Annotated in this window: 12 protein-coding genes; 3 read left to right on the plus strand and 9 right to left on the minus strand. The window is 62.8% G+C overall.

The window, feature by feature from the left end; genetic code table 11:
• Window positions 1–99: 99 nt before the first annotated feature.
• From hutC to MESCI2_RS0103675, 4 genes are all read right to left on the minus strand, one after another.
• Window positions 100–831: a histidine utilization repressor gene (gene hutC / locus MESCI2_RS0103660; protein WP_013530484.1), complete on the minus strand. Its 732-nt coding sequence runs from the start codon at window positions 829–831 to the stop codon at window positions 100–102.
• Between the two features lie 32 nt (window positions 832–863).
• Window positions 864–1,889, minus strand: coding sequence for a zinc-dependent alcohol dehydrogenase (locus MESCI2_RS0103665; RefSeq protein ID WP_027035366.1), 1,026 nt, complete (start codon window positions 1,887–1,889; stop codon window positions 864–866).
• Window positions 1,890–1,904: 15 nt separating this feature from the next.
• Window positions 1,905–3,227, minus strand: a complete 1,323-nt coding sequence (hisD, locus tag MESCI2_RS0103670) for a histidinol dehydrogenase (protein WP_027035367.1) — start codon at window positions 3,225–3,227, stop codon at window positions 1,905–1,907.
• Window positions 3,228–3,433: 206 nt separating this feature from the next.
• Complete coding sequence (locus MESCI2_RS0103675; RefSeq protein WP_027035368.1) at window positions 3,434–4,207, minus strand: SDR family NAD(P)-dependent oxidoreductase; 774 nt, start codon at window positions 4,205–4,207, stop codon at window positions 3,434–3,436.
• A 130-nt stretch (window positions 4,208–4,337) separates the two neighbouring features.
• Between MESCI2_RS0103675 and MESCI2_RS0103680 the strand changes: the two genes are divergently transcribed.
• Complete coding sequence (locus MESCI2_RS0103680; protein ID WP_027035369.1) at window positions 4,338–5,441, plus strand: histidinol-phosphate transaminase; 1,104 nt, start codon at window positions 4,338–4,340, stop codon at window positions 5,439–5,441.
• Window positions 5,442–5,549: 108 nt separating this feature from the next.
• Complete coding sequence (locus MESCI2_RS01000000134195; RefSeq protein ID WP_245270203.1) at window positions 5,550–5,921, plus strand: hypothetical protein; 372 nt, start codon at window positions 5,550–5,552, stop codon at window positions 5,919–5,921.
• A 141-nt stretch (window positions 5,922–6,062) separates the two neighbouring features.
• On the opposite strand, the gene MESCI2_RS0103690 is transcribed toward MESCI2_RS01000000134195, so the two are convergent.
• The 5 genes from MESCI2_RS0103690 to MESCI2_RS0103710 all read right to left on the minus strand — a co-directional run bounded on the left by MESCI2_RS0103690 (window position 6,063) and on the right by MESCI2_RS0103710 (window position 11,424).
• Window positions 6,063–6,746: an SGNH/GDSL hydrolase family protein gene (locus tag MESCI2_RS0103690; protein WP_027035370.1), complete on the minus strand. Its 684-nt coding sequence runs from the start codon at window positions 6,744–6,746 to the stop codon at window positions 6,063–6,065.
• Window positions 6,747–6,810: 64 nt separating this feature from the next.
• Window positions 6,811–7,764, minus strand: a complete 954-nt coding sequence (locus MESCI2_RS0103695; RefSeq protein ID WP_027035371.1) for an ABC transporter permease — start codon at window positions 7,762–7,764, stop codon at window positions 6,811–6,813.
• A gap of 3 nt (window positions 7,765–7,767) precedes the next feature.
• Window positions 7,768–8,730: an ABC transporter permease gene (locus tag MESCI2_RS0103700; protein WP_027035372.1), complete on the minus strand. Its 963-nt coding sequence runs from the start codon at window positions 8,728–8,730 to the stop codon at window positions 7,768–7,770.
• Window positions 8,731–8,738: 8 nt separating this feature from the next.
• Complete coding sequence (locus MESCI2_RS0103705) at window positions 8,739–10,250, minus strand: sugar ABC transporter ATP-binding protein (protein WP_027035373.1); 1,512 nt, start codon at window positions 10,248–10,250, stop codon at window positions 8,739–8,741.
• Window positions 10,251–10,344: 94 nt separating this feature from the next.
• Window positions 10,345–11,424, minus strand: a complete 1,080-nt coding sequence (locus MESCI2_RS0103710; protein WP_027035374.1) for a substrate-binding domain-containing protein — start codon at window positions 11,422–11,424, stop codon at window positions 10,345–10,347.
• 343 nt (window positions 11,425–11,767) lie between these two features.
• On the opposite strand from MESCI2_RS0103710, the gene MESCI2_RS0103715 reads away from it, so the two are divergent.
• Window positions 11,768–12,418 carry an SGNH/GDSL hydrolase family protein gene (locus MESCI2_RS0103715; RefSeq protein WP_027035375.1) on the plus strand — a complete coding sequence of 217 codons (651 nt, stop codon included), beginning with the start codon at window positions 11,768–11,770 and terminating at the stop codon, window positions 12,416–12,418.
• Window positions 12,419–12,432: the final 14 nt, after the last annotated feature.

The raw sequence follows: 12,432 nt of genomic DNA on the forward strand, positions 1-12,432 counted from the left end.
CCTTCTTGGCCCGTCCATTCGAGAGCGAAAGCGTCCTCGTCAGCACATGTATATGCATTGACAACGAAACCGCTCCGGCTTGCATTCGTCCTGCTTCCGTTAGCTGCTTTTTGAAGGGGAATAGCGGCTGCCGAGCGAGTAGCGGCTGCCGGCATAAGTCAGCTTGCTGATGGTGGCCACCACCGCGCCTGTCCATGTCCGGCGGTGCAGGAAAAGGCAGCAGGCCCCGACATCGATGCCCAGATGCCGTGCCGTCTCGGCGTCGGCCGGAATTGCGGAAATAATATGCTCGACCTCGGTCACCGGAGTTTTCTGCATGAGATAGTCATAGGTCGCCGTCTTCGAAAAATCCTGCTTGTCATAGTCGGGGATGAGGCTCGGATTGACGAAACGCTCTTCCAGTTGCACCGGCAAATCGTTCTCGAAATTGACGACGACGGAATGATAGATCGAGACACGCTTTGGAAACTCGAACGACAGCGCCAGCTCCTTTGTCGGCATGATGGTTTCGAGGACGAGGACTTCGGAGCGATGCCTGTTGCCGCGCTCGACGATCTCGGCTGCGATGTTGTTGATCTCGATCAGCGTCGATTGCGGCCGCGGTGGCGCGATGAAGGTTCCCACACCTTGCAGGCGGATCAGGAACCCGGCCGAGGTCAACTCTCTGAGGGCCCGGTGAACCGTCATCCGCGACACGCCGAGTGAAGCCACCAACTCATTCTCGGACGGCAGCTTGCGATCCTTGCCCCACCGGCCCGTTCCGATGTTCGCCAGGATGTAGTCCTTCACCTTCTCGTAAAGCGGGCTGGCCGTGTCGGGCAAAGTGATCATTTCAAAAGTCCTTTCCGGCGATTCATCGGAAATCACGACTGCTCGACAGGTTGCCGCATGCGGATGATTGTTTTCAAGCCGTCGCTGCGCCCCGCCAACAGCCGCTCATAGGCAGCCGGAATGTCATCCAGGCCGATCTCCTGGTCGATCAGCGCCAACAGCGGTTCGCTGAGTTCACCCAGCATCCGCACCGCCTCGGGCAATTCGTCGGCAAAGGCGTGGCATCCCAGCAACCCGATTTCGCGTTCGACCAGCGTGTTGGGATCGATGTCGAGGCGGCCGTGGAAGATGCCGACCATGGCGATCGTGCCGCCTGGATCGACAACGCCGAGCAACTGATTGAGTGCCGCGATGCTGCCGGTCGCCTCGACGGCCGCCACCAAGGGGGCATTGGCGGTTGCGGCGGCAATGGCATCCCGGTTCAGATCGACAATCGTTGCCCCCGTGACCTGCGCCACCCGGGCGCAACGGGCCTGGTTGCGGTCGGTTACGAGCACGGTGCCCGCAAAAGTTCGAGACAGCAGCAGCGCGGCAAGACCGCCGATAGGCCCACAGCCGACGACCAGCACGGAGCCGGCCGTTTTCGGCAGGCGCCGCACCGCGTGCAGCGCCACCGCCAGCGGCTCGGCCATCGCCGCGACCCGCTCGTCGAGCCCGGCATCGATGATATGCAAAAGCCGCGCGGGCACCACCGCCTGTTCGGCAAACCCGCCGTCGCAGATTTCTCCCACAAAGCCCAGCGACACACAGAGATGCCGCCTGCCGCCATGACATTGCGCGCAGTCTCCGCACCAGAAACGGGAATCGGCGACCACCCTGTCGCCGACGGCGACGCTAACAACGCCAGCGCCGATGGCAGTCACCGTGCCGGTCAGCTCATGGCCGACCGTCGAAGGCGACCGGCTTATCCACTGGCCCGTGCGGAAATTGTGCAGGTCCGAACCGCAAATGCCGGCGGCGTCGACCCTGAGCTTCACCCAGCCTGCATCCGGCACGCCCGGGGTCGCGATGTCCTCAACGCGCAGATCGCCGGGTCCATAAAGTCGAGCAGCCTTCATCGCGATCGTTTCCGCTCAGCCGGCGAGATAGCGGTCGCGGATCTCCGAGACCGCGTTCTCATGCGAGCTGAAGCCCTCGTAGCGGGCGAGCCTGCGGGCGTGCAGGGCAAGTTCGGGGTAGGCCGTCGAGGTGACATAGCCGACCGACGAGCGCTTGACGAAATCCGTCACCGAAAGCGGCCCATAGGTCCGCGCCCAGCGGCTGGTCGGCAGCACCGCATTGGGTCCAAGCACGAAATTGGCCAGCGTCACCGGCGTGTGCGGACCCATCAGGATTTCGGCGGCCTCGGTAATGCGCCCGAGATGCGCAAAGGGCTCTTTCGACAGGATTTCGAGGTGCTCGGGCGCGTAGTCGTTGATGAAGCGGTAGCTGTCTTCCAGCGACGCGGTCAGCACGATGCCGCCGCGCTTGCCGGTCAGCACTGCACGTGAAAACTCGACACGCTGCTCGGTCATCCGCGACCAGTGCTCAGGAAGTGCAGCGAGTGCAGCTTCGGCGACCTTGCGGCTGTGCGTCACCAGATAGGCCGAGGAATCCGGCCCGTGCTCGGCTTCGATGAGAAGATCAAGCGCGGCAAGGCCGCCGTCGACGCTATCGTCGGCAAAGATGATCGCCTCCGACGGGCCGGCCGGAAGGCCTGTGTTGATGACCGACGACAGCACGCTCTTGGCCGCGACCACCCACGGGCTGCCGGGACCGACGATCTTGAGCGCGGGCTTCACCGTCTCCGTGCCGTATGCGACCGCGGCAACCCCTTGCGCGCCGCCGCATTTGTAGACGGTTCCGACGCCGGCGAGGCGCGCGGCGACCAGCGTTGCCGCATCCACCGAGCCATCCGATGTCGGCGGCGTCACGATGGCGATCTGCGGCACGCCGGCAATCACCGCCGGCACCGACGTCATCATCGTCACCGACGGAAAGGCGCCCTTGCCGCGCGGAACGTAGAGCGCAACGGACGCGATCGGCGTGTACCGGTCGCCGGCATAGGCGCCCGGCCGGACTTCCTTGAGCCACATCGTTTCCGGCTTCTGCTCCTCATGGAAATGCCTGATGTTGTCGATGCCGAACTGGATGCTCTCGACGACGTCCTTTTCCACCTTGTCGAACGCCGCGTCGAACTCGGCTTCCGACACCTGCAGTTCGCCCTCGGCGACATTGGCCTTGTCGAGTTCCCTGGCGAAGCGGATCAAGGCGGCGTCGCCTTCGTCCTTGACGGCCTGGATGATCGGCCGGACCTTCTCGACGAAGACCGTCAGATCGGCCTCGGCACGCTTCAGCAGACTGGCGCGCTGGTCGGCATCGATGGATGACAAATCGTGGAAGCTGATGTCGGACATGACTGCTCGTTCTCCTGGAACTCTTGGAACGCAATGACGGTTGGCGCAGGCCGGCCACATGCTGCGGGCCGACAGGCCGACCCGGGACAAGGATCAAAGCCGACGAGAGGCTTCACTTGGGCAAAAGTATATACATGTATGTATGATGGTCGCCAGCAATTTTTCCATCATCCTTCCCGTCGAAACTGCGAGACAAACCTGCTTCGTCAGATCGAGGCGAGAAAGCCGCCATCGACCGGAATGGACTGGCCAGTTATGTAGGCCGCCGCATCCGAAGCGAGGAACACCGCGATGCCATGCAAATCGGAGAGATCACCGAAGCGCCGCTGCGGGATCTTGGCCAGCATGGAGTGCTGCCATGCCTCGTTGCTGTAAAAAACGTCGGTCATCGCCGTCCTGAAATAGCCCGGCGCAATGGCGTTGACCCTTATGCCAAGCTCCGCCCACTCCGCCGCAAGGGCGCGGGTCATGCCGAGCAGGCCCGACTTCGACGAGCCATACGGCACCGCGGTGGGGATTCCGACTTCGGATGTCAGCGAGCACAGATTGATGATGACACCAGGACGGCCGGCGTCGCGCATCTGCCGCGCGGCGGCCTGGGCGCAGAAGAACGCTCCCTTGAGATTCGTGTCGACGATCCTGTCCCACAGCGCCTCGTCGACATCGAGCGAGGGCCGCACCTCCTCCACGCCGGCATTGTTGACGAGAATGTCGAGACCGCCAAGCAGGCTGGCAGCCTCTGCGGTGGCTGCGCTGCAGTGACCGACATCGGTGACGTCGAGGGCAACGGCATGCGCCACCCCGCCGGCGGCGCGGATGGCTGTCGTTGTGTCCTGCAATGAGGCCAGGCTGCGCGCAGAGACCGCGACGTCGGCGCCGGCAGCACTCAGCGCTTCGGCGATGCTGCGCCCGATGCCTCGGCTTGCGCCGGTGACAAGCGCCTTCCTGCCGGAGAGATCGAAGAGAGAAGCGTTGCGCATGTGATCCTCCTTGCCGGTGTCGGTTTCCGCTTCAGAGTCGAGACTATCAGGTTAAGTTACATATACAAGCATATACAAACTATTTCGGCTACGGTACGGATGACGAAATCCACCGCAGAGGAGCCCGCCCGTGTCGAAAGCCTCGGATATGGTCCGCGCCGAAGTCAACCGCCTGTCGCCTTACAATTCCGGGCTGACCGTTGACGAGGTCATGGAGCGATACGCACCGGTCAGAATCGCCAAACTGGGCTCGAACGAAAACCCGCTCGGGCCCAGCCCGACCCTCGCCACGACGATGCATGCCGGCTCCGAGATGTTCCGCCTCTATCCGGACCCTGCCGGGCGCAAGCTGCGCCAGGCGATCGGCGACAAATATGCCGTCACCGAGGACCAGATTATCCTCGGCAACGGTTCCGAAGACCTTCTCTCCGTCATCAGCCGTGCCGTGTTGCGGCCGGGCGACGCCGTCGTCACGCTCTATCCGTCGTTCCCGCTGCATGAGGACTACGCGACGCTGATGGGCGCTACCGTCAAGCGCGTTGTCGTCAACGACGATCTGACCATCAATGTCGATGCGCTGGTCGAGGCGGTGCGCGAACGGCCCCGCATGCTGCTGTTCTCGAACCCGATGAACCCGGTCGGCAGCTGGCTCTCCGGCGGCGATCTGTCGAGGGTTCTGGATGCGACGAGCGACGAGACGCTGATCGTCATCGACGAAGCCTATGCCGAATATGCCGAGGGCGACGACTATGCGTCATCCCTGCCCTATCTCGGAAAGCTGGACCGGCCCTGGATCGTGCTGCGGACCTTTTCCAAGGCGTTCGGCCTGGCCGGATTGCGGATCGGCTTCGGCATCGTCGGTGACCCGGAGCTGCGCGCGCTGCTCGATCGCGTCCGCACGCCTTTCAACGCCAACGCGGTGGCCCAGGCCGCCGCGCTGGCGGCGCTCGCCGATGAGGATCATCTTGCCAGGGTCGTCGCGCTGGCCAGGGCGGAGAGAAAACGCGTCGAGACTTTCCTGGCGAGCAAGGGCCTCGACGTCGCCGCCTCCAGGGGCAATTTCCTGTTCTTCAACTGCCGGCAAGATGCTTCCGTCTTCGTCGAAGGCCTGTTGCGGCAAGGCGTCATCGTCAAGCCGTGGAAGCAGCAGGGTTTTGACACCTATATGCGCGTCAGCATCGGCTCGGCTGCGGAGAACGACCACTTCATGGCCGTTCTGTCGGAGCTGTTGTGAATACACGCTTTGATCGGGATTCGGAACGGACCAGCCAAATTGACCTGCTCCTTGCTGCAGCGAGGTACCAGTTCGGGCACGATGTCACGCTGCGGCGCAATTCGTCGAATGAGGCAGCAGATTTTTTTGAGCTTCAGGCCGACAGCAGGCCTTAACTTTCGCGGCGTGGGTTTTTACATCTCTGGGGTCTGCAAACGATCGACGCTTGAGGAGGCTCCCTTGCAGCAACCAGATGACATCGCCGCCCGCCGATTGGGCATTCTCATCGAGCAATATGTGGAAGCGCGCAAAAAACGATACGGCTATGTGTCGACCGAGCAGGCCTATCGGGCCATCCGGCACGTCCTCAAACCCGCCATTCCCGATCGCGAACTCGACGACATGGTCGCCACACTTGCCGTCAAGAACGGGCTGGCGGTCGTTTTCGACCGCCAAACCAAAGCGTCCGCCGATGACGGAGCTCCGAGGCCAAGCCCCTAGATTGACGCACATCTGCAGGGCGCCATATCAATACGGGGCCAAACGCATCGTTCGGCCCCGCATCGATGTGCATCGCCGGAGGAACCTGCGATACACCTGCGCCGTGGGCCTGTGTGCCGCAAGCCGACGGGCGTGGCGGCTTCAAGCGGCGGTGCTGACCTGGCCCGGCTCGAGGATCGACTTGACCTTGCCGGCCACCGCGCGTCCCAGATCGGCATTGTTTGCGGCGGTGAAATGAATTCCGTCGACACCGTCCGTGGTGAGGTAATCGCCGGCGTTGAGGAAGTCGATCTTCATGAAATCCGCCATCGCCTTGTACTGCCTGGCCAGTTCCCTGGATTTTTCGTGCCCGCCGCCGAACATGCCCTCGAACCATGGATCGGGCATCGGGGTCAGCGGCGGCGGCGCAATGACCAGCGCCTTGGGGGCCGGATAAGGCGTGCCGATGCCGCCGGCACTGGTCAGGATCTGCCCGACCAGTTTCGCCATTCCATTGGCGATCTCATAAGGCGTCCGGCGGAAATAGGACTTGGTGTCGTTGGTGCCGAGCATGACGATGACCAGGTCCAGCGGCAGATGGCTGGCGATGGCCGAGGGCAGGTAATTGGCGCCGTTCAGGCGCGGATCGTTGGGGTCGTCGAGACATGTCGTGCGCGCGCTCAGGCCTTCCTCGATGATATGGTAGCCCTCCCCCAGCGCCGCCGCCATCACACCGGTCCAGCGCTGGTCATAGGGGTAGCGGTAGGTCGGCGACCCCTCCTTGACAGGAACCCAGCCCCAGGTCAGCGAGTCGCCGTAGCACATGATGTTTTTTGGCGGTGACATCCATGTTTCTCCATCTGTTTGCAATTGTCTGAACGCCGGCGCACTTGCTTCTCGCCGTCCCAAGTCAGGGGTTTCGCACGCGCACTCCGTAGAAGATCGCCGCGCCGAGAATGATGACGCCCTGCGCGATGAGCTTGCCGGGCTCGTCGATGCCGAGCACCGTCATCACCACGAACAGCAGCGCAAAGCACAGCGCCCCGAAGAAAGGCCCCCAGACGCCCCCGTCGCCACGGCCGAAGACGACGCCGCCGAGGATCGTTGCCGCGACCGCCAGGATCGGCAGGTCGAGGCCGACACGGACGCTGCCGACGGCGATCGAGCCGGTCTGCACCAGGGCCGCGATCGCCGCGATCAGGCCGGCGAGCGTATGCGCCAGGATGACCGTTCGCTGGACCGGCACGCCGGAAAAATGCGCGGCTTCGGCATTCTCCCCGACCGAGGCGACGTAGCGGCCAAAGACGGTCCGCGACAGAAGCAGCCACACCAAAGCGGTCAGCAGGACCCAGAACAGCACCGGCGTCGGAACCGACAGGAATTTCGTGTTGTAGAGGTCGTTGAACAGCTTCGGCACATCGCCGGGCGGATTGCCGCTCGACAGGAACTGCACCAGCCCGACCAGGATGATGCTGACCGCCAGCGTGACAATGACCGCCGACACCCGCCGGCTGCCTATCATGAAGCCGTTGAACAGGCCGATGACGAGGCCGGTGGCGAGCGCCAGCACGACGAAGAAAGGCATAGACGCGCCGGGAAAAGTGCCCGACGAGATGAAATAGTTGATGAGCAGGATGATGCCGCCGCCGGAGAGGTCGATCGACTTCACCCGCATGGCGACGAGCTGCCCCAGCACCAGGATGCCGAGCGGGACGATCTGCCTGACGAAGATTCCCATGATGTTGAGGTTGAGCATGTTCGGCCGCGCGATCCACAGCGTCGCCAGCAGCACGAGAAAGACAAAATAGGACGGCGGTATGCGCAGCAGACGCCGGGCGATCGGATTTGCGAGAACGGCAGCCATCTTTCAGAGCCCCATCTTCTTGCGGGATTGCAGCCCGACCACCGCCAGCAGGATGCCGCCCTTGATCGCCGTCTGGACGAAGGGCGAGACGTTGGCGAGGTTCATGCCATTGGCCAGCAGCGCCATCACCAGCGCGCCGATCACCGTGCCGTGCAGGCTGCCGATGCCGCCGGAGAGCTGGGTGCCTCCAAGCGCCACGGCGGTGACGGTATCGAGTTCGAAAAGCAGCCCGACATTCGGATCGCCCGATACGATGCGCCCGGCCAGGAAGACACCGGCAACGGCCGCGAAACAGGAACAGATCACATAGGCGAGGATGATGTTGCGGCGGTCGGAGACGCCGAAATTGCGGGCAGCACTCTCGGCGCCGGAAGCGATGCCGCCTCCGATCGCAAACAGATGCAGCCCGTACCGGGATCCGTAGAGCAGTTTCCACGCTGCCAGGATCACCATGATGCCCCAGAAAACCGGATAGGGAATGCCGAGGAAACTGCCCGAGACGGCAGCGATGACGATCTCCGGCACGGTGCCGCCAGAGACGGGACGCAGGATGCGCGTGATGCCGAGCACGATGTACTGCGTCGACAGCGTCGCGATAATCGGATGGACGTTGAAGCGGGTGATCGCCAGGCCGTTGATCAGCCCGATGAGTGCCGCCAGCACGAAGACCGCCGGGATCAGCACGATCGCCGGCTGGTCGAGCGCCAGCACCGCGGTGGTGAAGCTGATGACCGAGCCGACCGACAGGTCGAGCCCGCCGATGAGCACGACGACGAGTTGTCCGATTGCCGCGATGATCAGCGGCATCGCCTGGGCCACCAGGTTGAAGAGGTTTTCAGCCGTCGCGAACTGCGTCGTCTCGACGGTCAGCCACAGCGAAATGAGCAAGGCGACCAGCAGTGGCAGGCCCCACAGGCCTTGCCGCGTGTTCCGGCCACTCAGGATGTTGAAAAGCGAACGATGCATGGAGGCCCCTAATGCTGGCGCGTGGAGCCGCCCGTCAGGGCCGCGTCGAGGATTTTGTGCTCGGTCGCCTGCGCTGCCGGCATTTCGGCAACGATGGTGTCGTCATGGACGACGTAGATGCGGTCGCAGAGCCCGATCAGTTCGATCGTCTCGCGCGACAGCACCAGCACGGCGCCGCCCTTGGCGGTAAAGTCCCGCAGCAGATGGTAGATCTCGGACTTGGCGCCGATGTCGACGCCGCGCGTCGGCTCCTCGACCAGCAGAAGATCGAGATCGGCGGCAAGGTAACGGCCGAGCAGGACCTTTTGCTGGTTGCCGCCCGACAGTGAACCGACCGCAGCCGATGGCCCCGCCGCCTTTATGTTCATGACCTCCATCATGCGGGCGACGATGTTTCGATACGGCCGCGCCAGCGCGAGTTCGGATCGCCTCGAATGCAATCCGATGGCGATGTTGTGGGCGATCGGCAAAGCGAGAAAAAGCCCCTCTTCCTTGCGGTCCTCGGGAACGAAGCCGACCTTCAGCTGCTGCAAATGGCGAACGCCCGATGATGTCGGGAGCGGCATTTTCAGCGCCTTGCCGTTGATGGAAATCGTCCCGGCGAAGGGATGATAGCGGCCGATCAGCGATCTCAGGAAGCGCTGCTGGCCCTGTCCCTCCAGGCCGGCCAGGGCGACGATCTCGCCCTTGTGCAATGTCAGCGACAGCGGCCGCGATGTCTCGGTGATCCTCAGGTTCTCGACGCGCAGGATCTCGTCGCCTTTGTCATCCGTACGATCGGGAAAAAGGTCCTGGAGTTCGCGTCCGACCATCATGGCGATGAGTTCGTCGGTGGTGATCTCGGACACCATTCTTGTGCCGACCAGTGCGCCGTCCTTCAGCACCGTCACCGTGTCGCACAACTCGAAGATCTCCTCCATGCGATGAGAGATGTAGACGATGGCTTTTCCCTTATCGCGCAGCCGGCGGATGTTGCGGTTGAGCACATCGACGTCGGCTGCGTTGAGCGCCGCCGTCGGCTCATCGAGGATGAGCACGCTGGCGTCCGCCTGGATGCAATGCGCGATCTCGACGAATTGCCGCTCGGCGATCGTCAGGTTGGAAACGAGTTGCGACGGGTCGAGCGTGAGGCCGAGTTCGCCAAGCGCCCTGGCGGTCTGGCTTTTCATCGCGGGATAGTCGATCGAGCCGAATCGGGTCGTCGGCTCCCGGCCGAGAAACATGTTCTCGGCGATCGACAGATTGGGCAGCAGCGAATGCTCCTGGAAAACGGTCGAAATGCCGGCATCGAGCGCGGCGCGCGGCGACTTCAAATCGAGTTTCTCGCCGTTCATGAAGATCTCGCCGGAATCGGGCTGATGCACGCCCGCCAGGATCTTCATCAACGTCGATTTGCCGGCACCGTTCTCGCCCATCAAGGCGTGGACGCTGCCCGCCTTGAGATCGAGGGAAACGGAATGGAGCGCCTTGCTCCCTCCGAATGCCTTCGAAATGTGGGACATCTCGATAAGATTGGTCACGAAACCCTCGAACGAAACGGATTCAGCACATGGAACGGCGTGCGGGGAATGCCAGCGGGGAATGGTCGCCCACTCCCCGCCAGCCACGGCACCGTCACTTCTTGCCGTAGTATTCCTTGAGCTTGTCTTCTGGCAGTTCGCTTGGCCACCAGACGTTGGCGGTCAGGTCGTCGCGATAGTATTTTTTGGCCTTGTCCTGGTCCCATCCGTCGGGATTGTAGACGTAGCGCTTGTAGAGTTGCTTGCCTTCCAGAAGGGCAACGGCGGCGCGCACGCCGGCAGCGCCCTGGGCGGGGCTGTATTCGGGCGAGATCGACTTGAATCCGTCAGTGATCCACTGGCCGAAATAGCCATTGTTGCCCTCGCCCGAAATCGGCGGAATGGGTGTGCCGAACTGCTTGAAGACATCGACGCAGGCGCGCGTCATGTCGGCGCCGGACGACCAGATGCCGTCGACCTGCGGATTGTTCAGATAGAGCGTCTCGCACAGCTTCTTGGCCTTGTCGTACTGCCAGTCGCCATGCTCCTCGGCAATGATCTGCACATGCGTGCCCTTGAGCGATTCCAGGAGGCCGTTGTAGCGGTTGGTGTCTTCCGGATGGCCGGCCAGGCCACGCAGGACCCAGATCTTGCCGTTGTCGCCGACGGTCTTCACCAGCCAGTCGCCCATGACCTTGCCAAAGTGCTCGGCACCGCCCTGGATTTCGGTGGTGTAGGCATCGGAATCGATACGGCCGGTATGAAGGATGACGGGGATGCCGGCGGCGACCGCCTTGGCGATGCTGGCATTGGCCGATGTGCTGGTCACCGGCTGAACGATGATCGCGTCGACATGCTGCGCGATCAGGTCCTCGATGTCGGCCACCTGCTTTTTCTGGTCGAAGCCGGCATCGAGCAGGATGAATTTCGAGATGCGCTTGTCCTTGGCCGCGGCGTTCTCCGCCTCATGTGCCACCTGTACTGTCCAGGTGTTGGCGTTGACGCCGAAGTCGCTCATGCCGATGACCCAGGGCGGGTCCTTCTTGAACGCACCGGCTGCGGTCATGCGCGTGTCGTCGGGGCGCGGCGCGACGCCGTCCATCAGCTTGATGTCTTCCGCATGCGCCAGGGACGTCACGGCAAGCGTGGACGCAACGAGCATCCCCAGGCCGACGGTTTTCAGCAATCCTAACATTAAACTCTCCTCCTTGTGGTTGCCCCGGCCTACGAATTCGTATGGCCGGCCGTACGAATGCGTACGGCCATGAGACGCTCTCCCAATGCATGCTCGTTGTCGCAAACCGACCGATGCACGCAATTCTCCCGCCCCCGAACACATACGTGCCGAAGCCCAATTCCTGCTGGACGATGATGACGGTCGAGAACTCCTCCGGGCACTTTAGAAGCACAGCGGATTCGCCCTGTCAATAGTTAGTCATGTTGAATGACTATTCCCTTGCTTGCCTTTCACCGCTCCACTATCCATCATGAATGGCGCTCGCCGGCTTCGGCGCGCTGTCAGTCCCGGCGGGAAAAACATGCGATCAGTCTTGTGCTACGGCGACTCCAACACGCACGGCCAGATTCCCGGCAGGGGGCCGCTCGAGCGCTATGGTCCGGGTGAACGCTGGCCGGGGATATTGCGTTCTCAGCTAGGCTCCGACTGGTATGTTATCGAGGAGGGGTTGAGCGGCCGCACCACCGTCCACGACGACCCGATCGAGGGCGCCCACAAGAACGGCCGAACCTATCTTCGTCCTTGCCTGCAGAGCCATGCGACGCTCGACCTCGTCATCATCATGCTCGGCACCAACGATTTGAAGATCCGCTTCAACAAGCCGCCGTCGGAAGTGGCGATGGGGATCGGCTGCCTCGTCTACGACATCAAGGAGCTGGCGCCCGGTCCGGGCGGCTCGACGCCCGAAATCATGATCGTGGCGCCGCCGCCGATGCAGGACGACGTCAAGGAATGGAAGTCCATCTTCGCCGGCGCGCCGGAGAAATCGCGCCTGCTCGCGCTCGAGTTCGAGGTTCTGGCGGACTCGCTCGAACTACACTTTTTCGATGCCGGCTCGGTGGTGTCGTGCAGCGAAGCGGACGGCTTTCACATCGATGCCGAGGCGCACAGATTGCTGGGCACCGCACTCGCCCGCGCGGTCGATGCCATCGGCTGGAGCCGCTCGACATGAGCAACCATAGCGCC

It is taken from the genome of Mesorhizobium ciceri WSM4083, assembly GCF_000519305.1.
GTDB lineage: Bacteria > Pseudomonadota > Alphaproteobacteria > Rhizobiales > Rhizobiaceae > Mesorhizobium > Mesorhizobium ciceri_B.

What these genes read in the sequence shown, in the direction of transcription:
- hutC (WP_013530484.1), bottom strand. Translation starts at nt 831, where the DNA reads ATGATCACTTTGCCCGACACGGCCAGCCCGCTTTACGAGAAGGTGAAG.
- MESCI2_RS0103665 (WP_027035366.1), bottom strand. Translation starts at nt 1,889, where the DNA reads ATGAAGGCTGCTCGACTTTATGGACCCGGCGATCTGCGCGTTGAGGAC.
- hisD (WP_027035367.1), bottom strand. Translation starts at nt 3,227, where the DNA reads ATGTCCGACATCAGCTTCCACGATTTGTCATCCATCGATGCCGACCAG.
- MESCI2_RS0103675 (WP_027035368.1), bottom strand. Translation starts at nt 4,207, where the DNA reads ATGCGCAACGCTTCTCTCTTCGATCTCTCCGGCAGGAAGGCGCTTGTC.
- MESCI2_RS01000000134195 (WP_245270203.1), top strand. Translation starts at nt 5,550, where the DNA reads ATGAGGCAGCAGATTTTTTTGAGCTTCAGGCCGACAGCAGGCCTTAAC.
- MESCI2_RS0103690 (WP_027035370.1), bottom strand. Translation starts at nt 6,746, where the DNA reads ATGTCACCGCCAAAAAACATCATGTGCTACGGCGACTCGCTGACCTGG.
- MESCI2_RS0103695 (WP_027035371.1), bottom strand. Translation starts at nt 7,764, where the DNA reads ATGGCTGCCGTTCTCGCAAATCCGATCGCCCGGCGTCTGCTGCGCATA.
- MESCI2_RS0103700 (WP_027035372.1), bottom strand. Translation starts at nt 8,730, where the DNA reads ATGCATCGTTCGCTTTTCAACATCCTGAGTGGCCGGAACACGCGGCAA.
- MESCI2_RS0103710 (WP_027035374.1), bottom strand. Translation starts at nt 11,424, where the DNA reads ATGTTAGGATTGCTGAAAACCGTCGGCCTGGGGATGCTCGTTGCGTCC.
- MESCI2_RS0103715 (WP_027035375.1), top strand. Translation starts at nt 11,768, where the DNA reads ATGCGATCAGTCTTGTGCTACGGCGACTCCAACACGCACGGCCAGATT.